This window comes from Shewanella sp. 125m-7, from assembly GCF_052977045.1.
Map to the genome: position 1 here is coordinate 43,813 of NZ_JBRILQ010000027.1, position 20,183 is coordinate 63,995.

At 44.1% G+C, this 20,183-nt stretch carries 14 protein-coding genes and 1 pseudogene; 9 read left to right on the forward strand and 6 right to left on the reverse strand.

Translation table 11 applies throughout. The annotated features are described in order from the left end of the window. Positions 1–14 precede the first annotated feature (14 nt). Complete coding sequence (locus ACVBIL_RS13250) at positions 15–1,898, reverse strand: beta strand repeat-containing protein (protein ID WP_447167443.1); 1,884 nt, start codon at positions 1,896–1,898, stop codon at positions 15–17. 595 nt (positions 1,899–2,493) lie between these two features. Between ACVBIL_RS13250 and ACVBIL_RS13255 the strand changes: the two genes are divergently transcribed. Both ACVBIL_RS13255 and ACVBIL_RS13260 read left to right on the forward strand, forming a co-directional pair. Continuing rightward, on the forward strand, positions 2,494–3,390 hold the full coding sequence (locus tag ACVBIL_RS13255) for a prohibitin family protein (protein WP_447167444.1): 897 nt from the start codon (positions 2,494–2,496) through the stop codon (positions 3,388–3,390). Between the two features lie 275 nt (positions 3,391–3,665). After that, on the forward strand, positions 3,666–5,408 hold the full coding sequence (locus ACVBIL_RS13260) for a leucine-rich repeat domain-containing protein (protein ID WP_447167445.1): 1,743 nt from the start codon (positions 3,666–3,668) through the stop codon (positions 5,406–5,408). 199 nt (positions 5,409–5,607) lie between these two features. Here the strand turns inward: ACVBIL_RS13260 and ACVBIL_RS13265 are convergent, their stop codons facing one another. After that, positions 5,608–7,002 carry a hypothetical protein gene (locus ACVBIL_RS13265; protein WP_447167446.1) on the reverse strand — a complete coding sequence of 465 codons (1,395 nt, stop codon included), beginning with the start codon at positions 7,000–7,002 and terminating at the stop codon, positions 5,608–5,610. A 409-nt stretch (positions 7,003–7,411) separates the two neighbouring features. Between ACVBIL_RS13265 and ACVBIL_RS13270 the strand changes: the two genes are divergently transcribed. From ACVBIL_RS13270 to ACVBIL_RS13290, 5 genes are all read left to right on the forward strand, one after another. Then, the gene (locus ACVBIL_RS13270; protein ID WP_447167447.1) at positions 7,412–8,491 is read left to right on the forward strand and encodes a PepSY-associated TM helix domain-containing protein; all 1,080 of its coding nucleotides are present in this window, start codon (positions 7,412–7,414) and stop codon (positions 8,489–8,491) included. A gap of 241 nt (positions 8,492–8,732) precedes the next feature. Beyond that, positions 8,733–10,811, forward strand: a complete 2,079-nt coding sequence (locus ACVBIL_RS13275) for a M13 family metallopeptidase (protein ID WP_447167448.1) — start codon at positions 8,733–8,735, stop codon at positions 10,809–10,811. A 240-nt stretch (positions 10,812–11,051) separates the two neighbouring features. Then, positions 11,052–11,909 carry a glutathione-dependent disulfide-bond oxidoreductase gene (gene yghU / locus ACVBIL_RS13280; protein WP_447167449.1) on the forward strand — a complete coding sequence of 286 codons (858 nt, stop codon included), beginning with the start codon at positions 11,052–11,054 and terminating at the stop codon, positions 11,907–11,909. Positions 11,910–12,116: 207 nt separating this feature from the next. Further along, complete coding sequence (locus ACVBIL_RS13285) at positions 12,117–13,604, forward strand: GIY-YIG nuclease family protein (RefSeq protein WP_447167450.1); 1,488 nt, start codon at positions 12,117–12,119, stop codon at positions 13,602–13,604. Next, positions 13,601–14,587 carry a hypothetical protein gene (locus tag ACVBIL_RS13290; protein ID WP_447167451.1) on the forward strand — a complete coding sequence of 329 codons (987 nt, stop codon included), beginning with the start codon at positions 13,601–13,603 and terminating at the stop codon, positions 14,585–14,587. The genes ACVBIL_RS13285 and ACVBIL_RS13290 overlap by 4 nt, the downstream gene beginning before the upstream one ends. Before the next feature lie 141 nt (positions 14,588–14,728). Here the strand turns inward: ACVBIL_RS13290 and ACVBIL_RS13295 are convergent, their stop codons facing one another. Both ACVBIL_RS13295 and ACVBIL_RS13300 read right to left on the reverse strand, forming a co-directional pair. Next, the gene (locus tag ACVBIL_RS13295; protein WP_447167452.1) at positions 14,729–15,214 is read right to left on the reverse strand and encodes a cupin domain-containing protein; all 486 of its coding nucleotides are present in this window, start codon (positions 15,212–15,214) and stop codon (positions 14,729–14,731) included. A 248-nt stretch (positions 15,215–15,462) separates the two neighbouring features. Then, complete coding sequence (locus tag ACVBIL_RS13300) at positions 15,463–15,711, reverse strand: hypothetical protein (protein WP_447167453.1); 249 nt, start codon at positions 15,709–15,711, stop codon at positions 15,463–15,465. A 296-nt stretch (positions 15,712–16,007) separates the two neighbouring features. On the opposite strand from ACVBIL_RS13300, the gene guaD reads away from it, so the two are divergent. After that, positions 16,008–17,372, forward strand: coding sequence for a guanine deaminase (gene guaD, locus ACVBIL_RS13305; protein ID WP_447167454.1), 1,365 nt, complete (start codon positions 16,008–16,010; stop codon positions 17,370–17,372). Positions 17,373–17,492: 120 nt separating this feature from the next. Here guaD and ACVBIL_RS13310 read toward each other — a convergent pair whose 3' ends face one another. Next, positions 17,493–18,791 (reverse strand): NCS2 family permease, encoded by a 1,299-nt coding sequence (locus ACVBIL_RS13310; RefSeq protein WP_447167456.1) that lies wholly within the window; start codon positions 18,789–18,791, stop codon positions 17,493–17,495. 362 nt (positions 18,792–19,153) lie between these two features. On the opposite strand from ACVBIL_RS13310, the gene ACVBIL_RS13315 reads away from it, so the two are divergent. Further along, positions 19,154–19,690 (forward strand): hypothetical protein, encoded by a 537-nt coding sequence (locus ACVBIL_RS13315; RefSeq protein WP_447167455.1) that lies wholly within the window; start codon positions 19,154–19,156, stop codon positions 19,688–19,690. A 133-nt stretch (positions 19,691–19,823) separates the two neighbouring features. On the opposite strand, the pseudogene ACVBIL_RS13320 reads toward ACVBIL_RS13315, so the two are convergent. Further along, positions 19,824–20,183 (reverse strand): annotated as a pseudogene (locus tag ACVBIL_RS13320) (hypothetical protein); the annotation flags it as partial.

The window sequence follows — 20,183 nt, forward strand, 5'->3', positions numbered from 1 at the left end:
GTCATTGTTATTCATTACTGAGGCATGCTGCCCTGAATGATTGTCGCACTATTATGACTTCCTACAGAAGTCACTGTAGCAGTGTTACTTGCATCGTACTGAGTAACAGAAACATGATTACCTACGCCACCATAAACATGCACATCAGTAATATGAGAGTCACCCGTTTGTGCAACAGTGATATCGTTTTGCTCTCCCCACCATGATTCAACCGATGCCTCGTTGAAGTCACCAGTCTGAGAGATATCTACAGTAGACTGATCATGTGCTGCATCGGCATAAACGCGGTTACCTGTACCATCTTGAGAAACCATAAGGATATTATCAGCCCCCCAAGTACCCGCTCCAACGGTGTCACCATAACCACTTGGTGTATTACCACCGCCCATGATGACGTTATCAGTACCTTGCTGGTCAATCGTTATTTGGCTACCAGAACCAAAACGTGTGCCTGCTGCAGCAAAGTTACCTAGACCATTTTGATTAATGCTAATGCTGTTACCATGGCTGTCGTCTGCTTGTTCTACTACAGCAGTGTTGCTTTCGCCAAGTTGAGTAATGATGGCTGAATCACCGTCACCCAATTGGCTAACTGTTGCTGCATTACCGTTACCCGCAGTGCTGCCACTCTGAGTTAGTGAAAGCTGGTTATTCATACCACCTTGAGTCACGTTTGCAACGTTCGATTCATCAAACTGAGTAATAATTGCAGATTGCACAGTACCAGTTTGATTAACTGTCGCGCTGTTGCCAAAATCTTGCTGGTTTAACGAAACAACACTTAAATCACTTGCTTGAGTGATGCTAGCGCTTTGGCCTGCACCAGACTGATTCACTGTTGCCTGGTTTTCATTACCAATTTGATCAATCGATGCGGACTGTGAAGTCCCCGCATCCGCAGTTTGATTTACATAGATGTTGTTAAGGTTACCAGTTTGGCTAGCGCTTAACGTATTACCTAAATGCTCTGAACCCGCTTGATTAGCAAAAAGGCCGTTACCATTGCCTGTTTGTGTTGCGGTTACACTGTCTTTAGCTTGTTGGCTAATAAATCCTTGGTTGTTATTACCAATTTGATCAAGGTTAGCTACAGCCTCTTCACCAGTTTGAGTAACACTGGCAATGTTTGCATCACCTAACTGACTAACATTTGCCGTGGTTTGCATCGCAGTTTGGCTAATATAACCATTGTTACCGACACCATTTTGATTAAGAGTGGCACTGGTAGAATCAGACTTATCGTAAAACTCATCTGCATTGGTAAATTGGTCGATAGCACCAATATTCGCACTACCCGTTTGATTTAGCTCTGCAGTAGCATAATCAGCATCACCTTGTTGAATGGTTGCGTTATTACCGCCACCCACATTTTGAGTGATCGTTGCGCTAGCATGATCTGTCGATAGATTATTGATAAATGCTGTATCGCCAGAGCCGTTCTGAGTAATGCTTGATAACGAGCCATCGGCACTGTCTTGGAAAATAGTCGCGTTGTTGGTATCACCATTTTGAGTGATGATTGCAGTCGCTTCTTCCTGCGTACCACGTTGCTGTCTAATGCTTGATACGTTCGCGTTACCCGTGGTGTCGATTGTTGCCGTTGAGGTGCTGATCTCGTCATTCTGCTCAATGTTTGCTTGGTTGCCTTGACCGACTTGGTCGATATCAGCCGTTGCATTTGCCGTTTCAGTTTGTGAAACAGAAGCTTGGTTTGCACTACCGTTCTGATCCACTGTCGTAGTATTGCTCACACTTTCGTTGGCTTGCAAAACATATGCTTGGTTACTGTCACCATTTTGAGTTACATCTGCGTTATTGTTGTTGCTTCCCGTCGCATAAGCGCTTGTCGATGCAAAAATAGCTGATGAGACCAGCAGTGCAATTTTAGTGTGTTTCATATCCCTATACCTTTCCCTAAATTAACAATATTGAGGTAACAGACTTAGCCCGCTTACCACGACAAGGAGCAATCGCTCTTATATAAAATCCATGAATAATTCTGAGTACTCGGCTGGCAGCAAAAGATGTTTACTAGCATGCAACGGGGACAATCAGAATTTCGCCACCGATTATGCTTAGAGAAAAAGAGCTCTGAGTCCGCTCAAAGTATTAAGCCGAACTAGCCTAAAGTCGTAAAATTCGACTAGATATAGACTTAACTACTAGTAATTTCGACAATAAGTAGCAAGCTGAGCTAGAAGAAAAGACTACAGAAATGCGGCAAGTCAAAGCGATCAACTAACACAAGCTCACTTACCACCCAACAACAGCGTATAAAGTATACCGTCAAGGTTGCCAGCCCTATATTCTAAACTCACTAACACTGACTCAAAGCAAAGTACTCAACAAGTGAAAGCAAACGTCACACTGCATATTGTTTCCGCCCCTCTTCCTACAAGTCACAACTAAAATCACAACAAAAAAACCACAAACGTTTCGGCGAGACTGTTTTTACTGGTATCTTTGCTGCGCATATTTAAAAAGGACACAAAAATGCCGCAGCAAAAAGCAAAATTAGCTCAATTTTTAAAATCTATGTCAGTGATAAAATTACTGCCTCTGGTACTACTTGTTATCACGATTTTTAATTCCTACTTCATTGTCGTTGAAGGACATGTTGGCGTTGTTAAACGTTTTGGCGAAGCCAAAGATCAACAAAACCCGGGGTTACACTTTAAGATCCCTTTTATCGAAACTGTCGAAATGATTGAAGTCCGTACGCGTAAAAATGCCGAAAAAATGGCTTCAAGCACCAAAGAGCAAATGCCGGTGACTATCGAAGTCAGCGTCAACTGGACGGTAAATAAAGAGGCGGCATTAGATCTCTTCAAACGATACGGCGGACTGACGCAGTTTGAACAACGTATTCTTGATCCTCGTTTTCGTTCAGCAACAAAAGACACCATTCCTCAATTTGAGGCAGAACAGCTGATCCAAGATAGAGCCAGTGCGATTCAAGGGATAGAACGACGCTTAGCCGAAGAGATGGAAGGTTTCCCCGTTATCGTTGATAACATTCAAATTGAAAATATTATTCTGCCGCAAAAATACATCAATTCGATTGAGATAAAGCAGACAGAGAAGAACCTCGCGGCAGCAGAAGAGCACAAGCTTGAACGTCAACGCCTTGAGGCGCTGCGCGCAGTCAACACCGCAGATGCCCAAGCCAAAGGTATTTTAAAAATCGCCGAAGCTGAAGCGCAATCAATTCTATTAAAAGGTAAAGCCGAAGCCCAAGCTATCGAAGCAAAAGCGAAAGCCCTGAAAAATAACCCGTTGATTGTAAAGCTTACCGAGGCACAAGCGTGGGACGGTGCACTGCCAACAACAATGATGGGCGAAGGGGCAATGCCTATTATGGATATTAGAGACGCGAATAAAACTAACTAAGGTTAGTTGCCTCTATTTACTGATGATAAAAAGGAGCCCTTCGGCTCCTTTTTCATTTTATTGTCTATCACTTATAGGAACAAATTTCGCAATAGAAGCAAATTTGCCCCCACTGGATGTATAGCCAACCAAATTCAGCTTATTCATATACTTACACCAACCACATTAAATATGTTAGTTTGCGCATCTCAAACAGATATATCACTAATTGGTTAGATGACGCTGACTCGAAATAAACAACCGATATCGAGTCAGCACAGAAGGATAAGCATCAAATGACATCATCGAAGTTAACCGTCGGCCTACTGGCATCTAGCCTGTTAGCATTAAGTGGCTGCGCCCTCACACAAGCCCCAACACGAGTAAGCGAGGTTCAATTTACCGATCCACAATTTGCGCTCTGTGTTCAGAGCGCCGGAATAGAACAGCTGGAGCAAATCACTGAGCTTAGCTGTAACAAGCAACAAATAACCAATGTTGACGAAATTAGCTTGATGCCAGCACTGACAGCATTGGTGTTGCTGGATAACCAAATCAGCCACATTGATGTCAGTCATCTAGAGCAACTTGATAGGCTTATCGTAGGTAATAACCAGCTTACTGATATTGATCTGTCCAACAACCCATTACTCATTGCACTCAATATTTCAGGCAATAACATTACCACTGTCGATGTGAGTGAAAACCCACAGCTTATAAGCCTTTATGCCTATAAATTACCACTGACTCAAATTGATACCTCTACGCTACCAAAACTAAGAGATTTAGGCTTAAGCCGCCATCAACTGACCGAGATTGACCTGTCTCATAATCCTGAATTACAGACATTAAATCTATCGGTTGGCACCTTGAGTAAAATAGATCTGTCCCATAACCCTAAACTTAATCACCTTTACCTACCGAGCAATCAACTTACCGCACTGGATCTCGAACACAACCCTGATCTCAGAGTTGTTGCGGTCAGAAATAACCAGCTCAAGCAATTGGATTTAAGCCACAATCCACGCTTAATAAAAGTCAAAGCCGATTACAACCAGATTGATGATATGACATTGAGCCCTGCCGCACCTTTAATTGAACTAGAGCTCAACAATAACCGCATCACAGAGTTAGACATTTCAGCCTTTAACAAACTGAATAAGCTCGTTGCATTTAATAACCCGCTACAAAGTTTGATACTTGATCCGCAATATCATCCTAAAATGCTATCGATAGAAGGCACACCGGTTTCAATCGCCAATAACGCCTTAAATCAACAGGATATCTCAAACCTATTATCGCCCCGAGTCAGTATTATAGAAGCCGGTACCATTACCCAGAATGGGGCTCAATATGATGTCAATTCCAGTCAATTAGTGATGCCAACACTTGGCCAATATATCGGTTATCGTTACGCGGTTAATTTACCTAAAGATGCCTCAGGTAAAGTCGATTCTCACCTTGCCAAGCAAAACCAGTTTCCCATTACAGTTCGCATGACTCACCCAGAGATTGTCGACCCTAAAAGTGGTAAAGGCTTCACCACCTCAAGCTGGACAGACACCATGTTCAAACACGACCAAAACCTGGCAATGTGGTATTTCGGTGATGCTCATGAGTTGGTCACTGGCCGCTGGACACTTGAAATTCTTTATCGCGACTCAGTGGTTGCCAAAAAGTCATTCATGTTGGTGAATATGGATGAAAAAACCGTACTAGAGGGCGGGAAGAATAAGGCTGTTGAGCAAGCCTTAACGCTAGAGAAGTTAATCACTCAAGGTGAGTATTACCTTTGCAATCAGGATAAATACCGGCGTTGTTTAGGTTTTAAAGATACCAAAAGCTGCGCAATTAAACTGCAGCCTTTTAAATCTCAATGCTTGAAGGACGCATTAACTGCGGTTAAACAACAATCGGCACTGCCAATGAATGACCAGTTAAAAGAGTTCTTTAGCCATTACACCGCTTGTATGGGCGGTGGATACATTCAAACTACAGCGCTTAACCCACAGCAAGTGGGTCAATGTTTAAGCCAGTAAAAAGCAATCATTTTTCACGCCAACAAATTATAGCCCGCCGATAGCGGGCTTTAACTCTCTGCAATTATCAGTCTCGTTCCTGCGGCTAATTTAAGCTAGGGGTAATCTCACCCAATTAACGCTGTAACAAGGATAGGACAAACCTTAAGCTGCAAGCAATTAGGCCTGAAACAATTACTCACCCATGGTCGGATATTTTTTAGCGCATATAAGACGCCGTTTTAGGATTCGATAGTAAGGTTTCAAACACCCTCCAGCGACGCTGAGCCTCTGTTTCCGCCAAAGTTTGCTCTGCATCCTTATTGGCTGACTTTGCAATATAATCGATAACAATATCCGCCCCTAAATTGTAATTAATCACATAACTGCCACTGGACTTGATAAACCTTAGATTATGCTTTGCTCTTACTGGCGAGTTGAGGCTGTAATTTTGCAGCCAGTCAATGATCGCCTCATCTGTAGCTTCACCGCTCATATACAAACGAGCGGCTTCATTGCGGCTGTAACTTAATTGCGCCAAAAGCTTCTTTAACTTGTGATACCTATGAGCCTCACTCGGATCGAGTCCTGCCAGAGGGAACAAAATTTCACGATCAAAGCTTTCCCATTCATCAGCGGGAAATACCATAGCAATCCCAGCATCGGCGCTGCCTTCAGATAACAGACTATTCGGGCTCGACAGTGGATAAACTGAATACTCAAGCCAGTTTTTCCCCTCCACCAGATGCGTTTCTTGCAGTACATTAAAGACGTGATGCCCAGGATAGCCTTCATGAGAGGCTAAATTCACTGCGGCATCAATAAATATCGGTAAGCTGGTATTTATCTGGATCAAACTCTTATGCTCGCCTTTATACCAGTTATATGCACTCCAAGGGCGATCCTGCACATACTCGATAAGAAAGTCTTCATCTTGGGGGAGAGTGATATTAGCCTTAGTACGCTTACGGGCCTCCTCTATCGCGGTTCTAAGCACGAGATCTAGCTTATCAGCAGGAATTAAGAACTGACGTCGATATACATCCACCCTTTGATATAGAGGTTTTTCACCAGGCACCAGCGTATCAATTTGAGCAATGATGTCCTCAAAGTGCTCAGCGCTAAAGTGAGGCGGTTTAGCATCATATAAACGTACGGCCTCGCCATCGAAATCAAAGGAAGTGCCACTCAGTGTCGCGATAAAGTGAGGGATTGAATCAAGTTGTTTACTTAAAAATTGATGGCGTTGAACTAGCTCTTGGTCAAGCCCCCGCTCTTTGAGTCTAGCTAAACGAGTACTTAATGCTAACGCGCGTCCAGCTAACCTTTCATGTGGAATTTTCAGCTCTTTAACCTCAGGCTTTGGACGCCAAGTCTCAGGGCCATAATAGGCATCCACATAAGAGGGAGCATACAATCCAATCTCAAGGACGAGTTTGACATATCCCTCGGCAATACTATCAAACTCATTATTTAAAAGTGGCTTATCAGAGCCCACAGTCTGCGCTATAGCCTGCTCGCTTCCAGCATTCTCTCCCCCGCGGCAGCCAATGAGCGTCAGCCCTGAAATACAGATAACTACAATAAACAAAAAACAGAGGGCAAAGGTTTTCATTGTTCAATCCTAGAACTGATAATCTTAATGATTTAGAGAAACGGCCAATGTTAACAGAAGGTTGCATTTAGCTAAATAGAGGATTTCTCATCAAAGCTATTAAGAGATACCAATGAGTCATCAAGATTAAAAAGGTTTATTCCATGACATCACTCATGTGAACAAAAGTTACATTAACCCCAAAGAACTTAGCCGACAATAAATCTAAAACTGTTAGGCCCATCACGCGTCTTTACACTTATTTAATTGCAGTTGATAGTGAGATTGATTACCATTCGCGAATGTTTTATCTAACCTCAATCTTTAGTTTAAAAACAGCTTACAAATCAGGCTGTTTATAACAATAACCTTAAGATCCCCCTTTTTTGTCATAGGCCTGTTTTGCCTATACCGATTTGAGAATGTAAATATGAACGCTGTTGCGACGCTAAAATGGTTCCATAATTGGGTCGGTTTCTTCATCAGTATCACCATGCTGATTGTACTCACTACTGGTGTATATCTAGGTAGTGTTGATATGTTTAAGCGACTTGATGATAAAGGCCAGCAATATGCGCCACTATCTATCGAGCAAAAAGCGCATACCGTAGAAGTCTTATTTGAACGTTATCCAGCAATGAGTACCGTGCGCTTTCCAACAGAGCATACTCCTTATATTCAAGCGGCAACCCGAGGAAAAACCATAGCATTAGACAGTGAACTTAATGAGCTTTCAGTCAGCTCATTTGGTGATATTCCTGGCTACCGCACCGTATTTTGGTTACATCGCAACTTCTTATTAGAAGACTTTGGTGGTAAATACATTAACGCTTGGGCATCTTTGCTTGGTGGTGCGGTAACCTTAGTCGGGATTTATCTATGGTGGCGTATACGTAAGGGCTTTAGATTAAAGCAAAGCATTCCAGCTAATACCCGCTCAAGCAGCTTAGTAAAAAGCCATATTCAGCTAGGTCTGTTTATCTCTATTCCACTATTGATTCTGTGTATCAGCGGCTTTTTAATCACTTATAAGAGTCTATGGATAGGGGCACTAAAGCAGCCTCTCGCTGAGATTAGCTACCCTGCCAGCCAAACAAGTCACTGGCAAAGTCAGCTACAAACAGCGCAAGATCTATGGCCAGAATCAAACCTAGTCGCAATCAGCAAGCCGCGCATTAAAAAGGGCGAAATAGCGACTGAACTCAATTACAGCATTCGCTTCGATAGTCACAACGACGTATGGCTACGTGAAGCAGACCGTATGACGATGAGCTTCGAGAAAGGCATGATTAAAGATGCCATCAAGCACAGTGACAGACCATTATCAGGGCAAGTTGCAAGTTTTGTCAGGCCATTACATGACGCTCTTAATATGCCGTTTAGCTACTCATTGTTTATTACGACAGTGTCACTGATAGCTTGCATGATATTGATGTTTAGCGCAGTGACTTTCTATCGCCGAGTCTTTAACAGAAACAGAAAATCGATAAATAAAGCCGCTACAGCGTAAACTCGTCGCCTTTATCTACAATTAAAAATAGCAGCCAAATAGCTGCTATTTTTATATCCGTAACCCCTTCTATTGCAGTATTTTGATCTTGCTAAAAACTTATTAACAATTCAAATATTGACATTTTATGCCAATTCTAGAAGATAGCTTAGTTAACAATAATAAAAAGTTTATTGAAAAATCATAATAAGAACCGTTACAAAATCGATAAAAACTAATTGGCAAGGAAGAGATTAACATAATGAAAAAGTCCCTTATCGCAATGGCGCTAGCAACAACCTTTTTAGGTGGCTGCGGCGCATCAGATGTGAATACTCAAACGAAAGAAACCAAAACAGAAGTTACCAAAAACGCCAACACCAAAGCCGAGCTCGGTAGCTTTGGCGTCGACTTAAGCGCGCGTAACGAAGCTGTAAAACCCGGTGATGACTTCTTTATGCATGCTAGCGGCACATGGTACGACAACTACGTGATGCCAGCTGACAAAACCCGCTTCGGCGCCTTTACGGGGTTAGCTGAGCGCAGCGAAAAGCAAGTTAAAGAGATCATCGATGATATCGCCAGCCGCAGCGACCTTAATGCAGAAGAGCAGTTAATCGCCGACTTTTACCAGTCATACATGGATACCGAAACCATCAACAAGCTTGGTATCACCCCTATCCAAGCCACACTTGATCAAATCGGTGCCATTAAGTCTACAGACGACTTAACTGAAGTATTTGGTCAAGCTTGGTTAACAGGTGCCACCTCACCTATCTCGGGTGGCATGTGGTTTAACCGCCTCGATCCAAACCAGTATGAGATGTCTATCGGTGCTGGCGGCTTAGGCTTACCAGATCGTTCATACTACCTAGAAGATGCCGAGCGCTTCGTTAACATTCGTCAAGCTTACGTTACTCATATTGCTGAAATACTAGCATTTGCAGGCATTAAAGATGGCCAAGCCCGCGCCGAGGCTATCTTAGCATTAGAGACTAAGATGGCTGAAGGTCAATGGCCACGTGAAAAGCGTCGTAACCGCGACCTCACGTTAAACCAAGTAAAGCGCACTGATTTAGCAAAAGAGTACCCAGGTTTTGATTGGGACCTTTACTTTGCCGAAACTGGCTACCAAGTGCCACAGCTGAATATCTCTCAGCCAGAACCTGTTAAAGCCATGATTGACTTAGTCAACCAGCAGCCACTTAACGTATGGCAAGATTACTTGACCTTCCATACCGTGAGCAACAACGCCGGCCTATTGTCTGAAGATATTTACGCTGCCAATTTTGGTTTTTATGGCAAAACCTTAAATGGTCAAGAAGAGCCGCGCCCACGTTGGAAGCGTGCAGTCTCTGAAATGTCAGGTACCCAGTCACTTGGTTTTGCTATCGGTAAGGTATATGTCGCGCGCTACTTCCCAGAGTCATCTAAACAGCAGATGGCTGAGCTAGTTGAAAACCTACGCACAGCCATGGGTCAGCGTATTGACGGTCTTGATTGGATGGGCGCCGAAACTAAAGTGAATGCTCATGCTAAACTTGCGGCATTTAATCCAAAAATTGGTTACCCAGATGTGTGGCAAGAGTTTGATGGTGTAGAGCTAACCAACAAAAATCTAGTCGGTAATATTCAAAACCTACGTCAGTATTTTAATGCCGATAGTGTCGCTAAAGAGCTTAAGAAAACTGACCGTAACCGTTGGGGCATGACTCCACAGCGCGTTAATGCCTACTACAACAGCTCGTTTAACGAAATTGTTTTCCCAGCTGCGATTCTACAGCCACCGTTTTTCGATCCGAATGCCGATGCAGCCGTCAACTACGGCGGCATTGGTGCGGTTATCGGCCATGAAATGGGCCACGGTTTTGATGACCAAGGTTCTAAGTCTGACGCCAATGGTATTCAGCGCAACTGGTGGACAGATGCCGATCGCGCCGCATTTGATGCTAAAGCCGACCAACTTGCCGCGCAGTACAACAAGTATGAACCTATCCCTGAGAACTTCGTTAACGGCCGCAACAGTCTAGGCGAAAACATCGGTGACGTGGGTGGCCTGTCAATGGCTTATCACGCATACAAACTTAGCCTTAACGGTAAAGAAGCCCCTGTGATTGATGGTGTTACCGGTGATCAGCGTTTCTTCCTTGCTTGGGCACAAGTATGGAAAGAAAAACGTACTGAACAAAGCATGCTAAACCAGCTACGTGCAGGCACCCATGCTCCGGGCCGCTACCGCGCTCAAGCGCCACGTAACCACGATGCTTGGTACAAAGCATTTGACGTAAAACCGGGTGACGAGCTGTATCTACCAGAAGATCAGCGCGTTCGCATCTGGTAATACGCTTGGGCTACACTAGCTCGAAGCTAGAACTAAGCTAAACAAAATGCCAGTCAGTTACCTGACTGGCATTTTTTATTCCGTCTCTTTTATTCCTAAGCCATCTCAACCAGATTAAACGGTTATATCCATAAGGGTTTTAAAACCATAATTTACCCCGATATCTATACTGTTAACCCAAAGCCATCAAAGTCGCTTATAACAACACCATTGACTGGGCGGATTCCCATAGGACATAACATGAAAAACCAATACACTCCCGCAAAAGTTTGGATCATGGATAATGAAAATGGTGGCGAGTGGGCCAGCATCAATCGTCCAGACTCTGGTCCAAGACATAAACACGTATTAGCCAAAGGTAATCATCCGCTACAGCTGCATTCGCTGGCGACACCTAATGGCCAAAAAGTCACGATTATGCTGGAAGAGTTGCTCGCTAAAGGCATAAAAGAGGCTGAATATGATGCCTATCCGATCAATATTGGTGAAGGTGAACAGTTCGGCTCAGGCTTTGTCGAAATTAATCCAAACTCGAAAATCCCCGCGTTGCTTGATACCTCAGAAGCCGAGCCAATCCGAGTCTTTGAATCCGGTAATATCTTGCTTTATTTAGCTGAAAAGTTTGGTCACTTGCAGCCAAAAGAAATTGCCGCTAAAACCGAAGTGATGAACTGGCTATTTTGGTTACAAGGTTCCGCACCCTACCTTGGTGGCGGCTTCGGCCATTTCTATGCCTATGCACCAGAAAAGTTCGAGTACCCCATCAACCGCTTCACTATGGAAGCAAAGCGTCAGCTTGACGTGCTCGATAAGCAACTTGCTAACAATGAATATATTGCGGGTGACGAGTACAGTATTGCCGATATCGCCATCTGGCCTTGGTACGGTAATTTAGTGCTTGGCAACTTATACGATGCCGCCGAGTTTTTAGATGTCACCAGCTACCCTAACCTGCAACGCTGGGCACAACAGATCAGTGTTCGCCACGCAGTTAAACGGGGTCGTATCGTTAACCGCTCATGGGGTGAGGAGTGGGAGCAATTAGCTGAGCGCCATAGCGCCGCAGACATTGACGCCGTGTTAGCAAAGCAGCCTTAACACTGTCACAATAAGATAATGCCAGTCATCGACTGGTATTACGCTTTAAAAATAAACATTTACCCCTCGTTCACACTGTTGTGGCTAAGTTCACTATATGTTAACTTTCGCATCATCGCTTATTTGAGCAAGAGCTTAACGCCTTTTGTTCAATAAGCTGCCATCGTCTGAAATAAACCCGCCCTGTAAATTGACAAGGATGCCTACGTGAACACAGCGACCACAGCCAAAGAAACACACAGCCTTTCACCACTTTCTAACGCCATTGTTGATAAAGCCATAGATAACGTCACTCGTAAGCTGGTTGGCGGAGTAAGAAACAAAAATAACTCACAAGCTGGCAGTAAGCACCCTAGTGTAAAAAAAACAATCGAGGACACATTTGCTGCAACATCAGCAATAGATGTCATGGAAGTGGCTAATAGAGGTGTAGATTGGAAAGAGATGATTAGCAAAAGCTTATCTCATGGGATCTCGTCACTATCTAGCATGCAATACGATGGTCAATTTACTGTAAAAGATGGTATGGCGGAGGGGTTACACCAAGTGCCGGGGAAGCCAGGGGTTTATGTCGTGTTCGATAAAACCAATACGCCCGTTTATGTTGGTGATAGTGCGAACATTCGCAGTCGCTGGCATGCAGGCCACCTCAATGAAAACCGTCAAAAGCTCAATAATGGCGAACAATATAAGCTTTCAGAGCAACTAACCGAAGGTTGTGTGGTGAAGTTTATCTCTTGTGAATCAAAAGAAACCGCCGCGGCGATTGAAGCGCATCTAATTAAAGAAGCACAACCAGCGGTTAATGCTCGCGAGGAATTACTGAACGCACAAGGAACTCGCTCAAATATTGAAGCTAAGAAAATGAAAGATGCTTCAGGTAGCACTGCTAGCCTTACTGCTGGTGCAACTAAAGCCGCTGTGGAGAATGTCGGTTGGAGCGTACTAGAAACGCTGATAACAACTTGTATTAAAGCCCTCAAAGATGAACTTGTCGATATTGTTTCCGGGGGCAAAACCAAACTTAAAGACCGTATAAAACGCCTCTTCAACAAAGTGTGGTCTGTCATTACCAATATTCTGAAAAATCCAGGTTCACTGCTAAAAGGTATTTTTGAGTTTATTGTTAACGCCTTTTCGAGTGCTATCCGTAAAATCTACCAATTGGCTCGTAATATTTACGACCTAGGTTACGCTGCATGGCAGCTGTATAAGGGTAAACAGACTCTGAGTAAGGCAGAGCTTGTGCAAAAAATATCGGAAACCATCATCACCAGTGGTTGTTTAGTGATTTGGGATGCGCTCGATCCCATCATTGAGGCACAGTTGACTGCACTCATTCCGCCTATCGCGCCATTTGCGCCTTACATTGCAGCAACCATAGCCGCAGTTGGTTTTGGTGTTTCTAGTCACTACTTATCGGGTTTTGTGCCACAAATTGTCGAGAAAATTGTTAACTACAATCCGATGCAACATCAATCTCTAGAGCAGCAAAGAAGCGCCTGTAAGCAGTTGGTGATTAATGCAGAAAAAGAGTTAATAATGATCAATGGCCTTGAAGATTACATGCGCTCATCCCAAGAGTTGTTACTCGACTTATCCTCTCAAACCAAGCAACTTAAACAACACCAAGCCATCGAACATTTCAGCATCGAAGACAGACTAAACAGTATTTCCTTAGGAGCAAAAGCGTGACACTAGCAAAAGCCAAACAAGAGCTTATTGAAAGACAAGAGTATCAAGTGTTCTTTCAAGATTTTGAAAGCAATTTAACTAAACTCACCCAAGCATTAAAAACCACTAAAGATGTGCAAAAGCTTGCTAACCAAATCAATGACAAAGGATTTTGGAGTAACGCCTTTGGCAGCATTTCAGGCCGCAACGATAAAGATCTCGCGGCTATGGTTGAAAACCTTGGTGCGAGTCTAGAAGTCACCCAAAACATCTTAACCATAGTGCTCAAGGTGCAGAACATTAAAAATGGCTTCCTAAAAGAGTTTCATGAAGCCTTAGTCGAAAAGATTGTAAAACTGAGCAAAGACGATCGCACATTAGACTGCAACCAAAAAGAAGCCGCACTGGCTATCGTCACCAAAATCGAACAGCAGGTCTGCTATCAACTCGCTCAATCACAGCAGATAGAAAACCATGAGCAAAAACTTATGGAACTTGATGATTTTGTGGAAGTTAAAGATATTCTCGATTCAGAGCAAAGTGCCAAAATCGCCTATTTAGATAAAACCTCACAACAAATCATCCAAGGTGCCGATAACCGCCAACAATTAATCAATGAGCTACAACAAAAGAGTGAAGCTAAAAAGCTAAAAGATGCCTACCAAGACAGCGCTATCGAAATACTCAACCAACAAAAGGCCGAGCTAAAACTGCAACATCAACAAACAAGTCTACAGTTGCAAGCGCAAGCTGAAGAGATTGATGCACTCAAACAAACTGTTCAAACACTGTCAGAGCAATCGCAGCGCAATGAACAGCAAGTGAATAAACTGGCCGCGAAGCTAGAACAAACGGCAAGCCACTTGAATCAAGCACAACAGCAACACATTGATTATGTGGCTTTTCAAGGGAAATTCTCTCAAGGTTTAGTGCGAAACCTATTACCAATAGTGGCAACCATAGCCAGTGCTATCGCCCTGTATTTAGGCCTACAACCACTGTAATGCCTATCTGTATCGCCCCTTGCAGCGAGACTGTTTATAGCTAGGCGCTTTATAACAAAAGGCCTTAGCAACAAAAAAGCGCTAGGTAATTACCTAGCGCCTTTTCTTAATAGCGTGAACTCACCAACTAACTAGCTATAACTAACTTCCAACGCCACAGCGGCTTAAACGCTTAATGATCTCTTGATGCTGAGGGTAATCTGCTAGTAAGGTTTCTTGGCTAAACAGCTCAAAGTCATCAAAGGTAAAACCAGGTGACACCATGCAACCCACTAATGAAAAGCCAGGCTTATTCATCGCCGAGCCAAAGATGCAGCCTTTTGGTACTAAAAACTGTGGCCGCTCACCCGCTGCTAAATCTAAGCCTAACTGGGCGGTGGTCAACTCACCTTGCTCATCAATCATGTAAATAGTGAGAGATTCACCTGCATGGAAATACCACATTTCATCGGCTGTTAAGCGATGAAAATTAGACACCTCTCCGGTACGCAGCAAAAAGTAAATACTGGTCCACAGTGCACGCGTATCGTCGAACGCTTGTTCTGAGCGATATGAAGAGCGGAAATAACCGCCTTCCACATGTTGTTCGAGTTTTAAATGTTGAATAAATTGTTCAGCGGTTTGCATTGCAAATACCTTATTTCGTTAAGTCGGACAGATAAAACAATAGACTGATTATAATCAATATTATTGCTTGAGACTGCGACTAGGATTGAAATTTCACGTCTCCCTTTAGCGGTTTAGCGGTTTAGCGGTTTAGCGGTTTAGCGGTTTAGCACAATAAAAAAGCCCAAGGTGATTAACCTTGGGCTCAATATCATTTATCGGGCAAATTGAGCCACATAGTGTAAGTGCTCACTCTTACCTCTAGCGCTTTAATGTTGGCCTCTTACGCCGTCACGCACCATATCTTTGCCCGTCTCATACACTTCATCGGTGACCCAACGAGCGTGTAAAAGCTTATGGTTATTATCAAACACCGCAACGAAATGGCGACCATCGGCATTATTGGTTGCCATTCCAACACCTGCAACACCTTCAAGACCCAAACCACCCGTTTCAACCGACACTAAAAAGCGTCTTAGGTCATCTAGATTATCGATAACATTTTGCTCGTCACTCATCGTTAATACTCTTATCTCTTTAACCCAGCTATAGAGCCCATTAGCCCTAAGCACATTATGTGGCGTACTTTACAGATCATAGCCAATGATTAAAAGACTGCAGTTCTATTTTAAACAAAGGATCAATTGCGCCGGTTTAACGCCAGTCAATATAGGCTACTGGCTGCAAATTAAGCGGCTGCTTATTTAGTCTATTAGCTTGGTCACAAAACGCCGCTTATTTTATTAAATTTGAGTGAGCTCATGTAATACTCCGGCCGCAATAACCCTACAATTAATAAGATGGATGCATACTGATGTCAGAGATTAAATTTGGTGTATTGGGACAGTATTTTCATTGTCCTGTGAAAGGTGATTTTGAGTATGCAGCTAAGGCTTTAGTGTTGGTCGATAGTCAAGGTACGATTAAATCTGTCCTCACCGTAAAAGATGCCAATTATCAAGCACAGCTCAACGAATTATCGAGTAAAAAGCAACTCATCGAATTAACTCCAACCCAGTATCTAATGCCGGGCATGGTTGATTTACACGTGCATGCGCCGCAGTTCCCACAAGCGGGGAAAGGGCTAGATCTGCCACTGTACGACTGGCTGCAAGATTATACTTTCCCGCTTGAAGCCAAATTTGAAGATATGGATTTTGCCAAGAAAATTTATCCAGAATTAGTGCAGTCACTGCTTGCCAACGGCACCACCAGCGCCGTCTACTTTGCCACTATCCATAAACACACCTCAGTTGAGCTTGCTCGTGAATGTGTAAAGCAAGGCCAGCGTGGCTATGTTGGCAAGGTCAATATGGATGAAGCCAGCCAATGCCCGCCATTTTATATCGAAGCATCTACCCAAGATGCCCTTATCGAGACCGAAGACTTTATCCAGCAAGTACTGGCCCTTGAAGGCAACGAGCATCAGTTAGTATCACCGGTTGTCACCCCGCGTTTTGTGCCAAGTTGCACCAGCGACATGCTACAGGGCTTAGGCGACTTGGTGCAAAAGTACCAATGCCATGTGCAGACTCACTGCTCTGAGAGCGACTGGGCACGGGATTATAGCCAACAGATGTATGGCAAGACCGATGTTGAGATCTATCGTGATTTTGGCTTAATGACCAGCAAAACCATTTTGGCCCATTCAATCTTTTTAACCCCAAATGATCACCAAGTGATTAAGGCTACAGGCGCAAGTATTGCCCATTGCCCGTTATCGAACATGTACTTTGCTAATGCGGCAATGCAGACTCGAGAGATTTTAGATAACGAACTTAAGTGCGGTCTAGGTAGTGACTTAGCTGGCGCGCCTATCCCGTCGATATTCCACACTTGCTTAGATGCGGTTAACCACTCACGCGTACGCGAAGATGGCACCTCGACCTACTTGCCAGCCGATACTCGCGGCGAAAGTGGTTCACGGATCTCCTTCTTAGAATCTTACTGGATGGCAACGGTGGGCGGCGGACAGGCTATCGATGCTAAAGTGGGTTTATTCCAAGCAGGGTTTGAGTTTGACGCCCTAGTGGTTGATACTGCCGTTGCTGACAGCAATATCTTTATCCTCGATGAGATGGACTCGGCTAAAGACAAGCTTGAGAAAATCATCACCCTCAATAGCCGTCAGAACATCCGTAAGGTGTGGGTAAAAGGCCAATTGGTGATTAACAAGTAAGCGGCTTAGCCGTCTAAATCAAGTCATACAAAAAAGGCCCAGAAGGATTTCCTTCTGAGCCTTTTTATTAGCTTATCGCAAATCAATATGCGACTTGTGTTCTGCGATTAATGATCGCTATTAATGACCATCAACAAAAGCAAATTTGAAAATAAACAGTAGTGCAACGATAGCCACCCCTGGGTGAATTTCACGCCAGCGATTTGTGCCCAGCTTTAACACACAGTAAGTGATAAAACCTGCTGCGACACCTTCGGTAATCGAGAAGGTAAATGGCATCATCACCGCAGTAATAAAGGCTGGTGCCGATTCAGTCAGATCTTTGCCATCAATTTTTGCTAGCTCAGATGACATTAAAATGCCCACATAAACCAGTGCGCCAGCAACCGCATAACCTGGCACCATGGCCGCAAGTGGCGAGAAGAAAATGACTAAAACAAACAGTAATCCGACGACAATAGCAGTTAAACCAGTACGGCCACCAGCAGCCACACCTGCCGAACTTTCAATATATGCAGTAACCGTTGATGTGCCCATGTAAGCGCCAACAACAGAGGTTGCAGAGTCGGTGATCAAGGCTTGTTTCATCCGCGGGAAACGACCGCGTTTATCGGTGAACCCGCACTTTTCAGTGACGCCAATCATGGTGCCTGAACTATCGAAAAGACTTACTAAGGCAAATGAGAAAATAACCCCCATTAGCGCCACATCAAGTGATCCAGCGAGATCGAGCTGACCAAAGGTATTAGCAATACTTGGCGGCATAGACACGATGCCAGTGTACTCAATATCGCCCATTAACGCTGCGATAGTCGTTACAACCGCAATCGAAACCAGCACAGCAGAATGAATACCACGTGAAGCCAAAATCACAATAATAAAGAAGCCTAACGCGCCGAGTACACATTGCAGTGAGCTTAAGTCACCAACGGTAATCATAGTTGCAGGACTTGCCACGACGATGCCGGCATTAGTAAAACCAACCATGGCTATCAGCAAACCAATACCGCTAGGAATACCAATACGTAAACATTTTGGAATATTGGTTAAAATCCACGAACGGATCCCAAGTAGCGACACTATGGCAAAACAGACCGCGCCCCAAAAAATGGTGCCCATACCGATTTGCCAGCTTACGCCCATCCCCACAACCACAGAGAAGGCAAAAAATGCATTCAAGCCCATGGCTGGTGCCAATGCTATTGGTAAGTTAGCTATCAAGCCCATACCAATACAGCCAATAGCACTGATCATACAGGTCACCACAAATACCGCGCTTGGATCCATTCCTGCAGCCGATAGAATTTGTGGGTTCACAAACACGATATACACCATGGTCATAAAGGTGGTGATGCCGGCAATGACCTCAGTCGACACTGTAGTGTTATGGGCTGACAGTTTAAAAAAACGTTCTAGCAACCCGCCTTTAGCTGGCACCTGCGCGGCATTAACTGCGGCTGCGTCAAGGTTGTCGTTACCAACAGAATTGGGTTTGTTGCTTGCGGTACTCATGAATAGATTGTTTCCATCTTTAACTCAGCGAATCTGCGCCCCAAACAGTAGGTATAAAGTGTATCGCGCTAATTTTTTTGTAAAAAACGCACGCACTTAATCGCCAGAAATATGCTTTCTGCCGATGACGACTTATTGATTATGATATGACATTACGAGATGGCGATATTGTAGGCTACGAGCCCCTTAACCATGAGTGATTAACTTCACATATTTCAGAGTTAATTTGAAAACAATCAATCTTAGCAATGCAAGCCTACATATGGCTTATGAGTGATAGCTGCTATCAATATTGCTGCGAAAGCCAAGTGCACAATCATGCCAAGTACTGCTTTCACTGTGGTCAGTCTCAACAAGCACAGCAAGAACCGATCGTCACTCTTAATGCCATAGTCGTTGATAGCATTAATAGCATAGACGTTAAAGCCGAAACCACTACTGAGTCAGCAAGTGAAATAGTATGCGAGCAACTAAGTTGCGCCAGTAGCCAAGCCCCAACGGCGGAACCGATAAAGGCTGCGCCCCCTCGTAAGAGCCCTGCGCGGATGCCACAGCCTGTGGTCAACGATGACAAGACCTGCTTTAGCGCCAAATTGGTGGTGGCACTACTACTGGGGTTGACGGTTACCGCGGCCTATTATAGTAGCGAGTACCTTATCTGTGCATCTGTTCTTGGGGCAATCATGTCGACCGTTTACGGCTTTAGCCTGCGGTATGAACGCCGTAATATAAAGGCCGCAAACAAGGTGATTCAACCTATCATGGATACCTTTTATCGAGTAGAGACGGCAAGCAGCTACTTTTAGCCTTCTTACAGAAGCTTAGCTAGAAAAAAACGAGAGTTAAGCCTAGAAAGCCAGCAATCAATTGCTGGCTTTATTATTTGTTCTATTTTATAGGTTGCCAGCCTATCGGCATAAACATACCTTTGCTCTGCCTCTATTCTGGGATTGGTTTTTTTTCAACTTCGCGTTTAAGTTCGTCGGCTTTTTTACGTGCTTCGCGGTCATACTTGTCGGCATCTTTTCTAGCATCTTGCGCATCTCGCTTAGCTTCGTTCATATCCTTGTCAGCTGCTTTACGCGCTTCGCGGTCATACTTGTCGGCATCTTTTCTAGCATCTTGCGCATCCTTCTTGGCAGCCTTCATATCCTTGTCGGCAGCTTTACGCGCTTCGCGGTCATACTTGTCGGCATCTTTTCTAGCATCTTGCGCATCTTTTTTGGCAGCCTTCATATCCTTGTCGGCAGCTTTACGCGCTTCGCGGTCATACTTGTCGGCATCTTTTCTAGCATCTTG

Coding starts and splice junctions, on each gene's coding strand:
- ACVBIL_RS13250 (WP_447167443.1), bottom strand. CDS start 1,898: ATGAAACACACTAAAATTGCACTGCTGGTCTCATCAGCTATTTTTGCA.
- ACVBIL_RS13255 (WP_447167444.1), top strand. CDS start 2,494: ATGCCGCAGCAAAAAGCAAAATTAGCTCAATTTTTAAAATCTATGTCA.
- ACVBIL_RS13260 (WP_447167445.1), top strand. CDS start 3,666: ATGACATCATCGAAGTTAACCGTCGGCCTACTGGCATCTAGCCTGTTA.
- ACVBIL_RS13265 (WP_447167446.1), bottom strand. CDS start 7,002: ATGAAAACCTTTGCCCTCTGTTTTTTGTTTATTGTAGTTATCTGTATT.
- ACVBIL_RS13270 (WP_447167447.1), top strand. CDS start 7,412: ATGAACGCTGTTGCGACGCTAAAATGGTTCCATAATTGGGTCGGTTTC.
- ACVBIL_RS13275 (WP_447167448.1), top strand. CDS start 8,733: ATGAAAAAGTCCCTTATCGCAATGGCGCTAGCAACAACCTTTTTAGGT.
- yghU (WP_447167449.1), top strand. CDS start 11,052: ATGAAAAACCAATACACTCCCGCAAAAGTTTGGATCATGGATAATGAA.
- ACVBIL_RS13295 (WP_447167452.1), bottom strand. CDS start 15,214: ATGCAAACCGCTGAACAATTTATTCAACATTTAAAACTCGAACAACAT.
- ACVBIL_RS13300 (WP_447167453.1), bottom strand. CDS start 15,711: ATGAGTGACGAGCAAAATGTTATCGATAATCTAGATGACCTAAGACGC.
- guaD (WP_447167454.1), top strand. CDS start 16,008: ATGTCAGAGATTAAATTTGGTGTATTGGGACAGTATTTTCATTGTCCT.
- ACVBIL_RS13315 (WP_447167455.1), top strand. CDS start 19,154: ATGAGTGATAGCTGCTATCAATATTGCTGCGAAAGCCAAGTGCACAAT.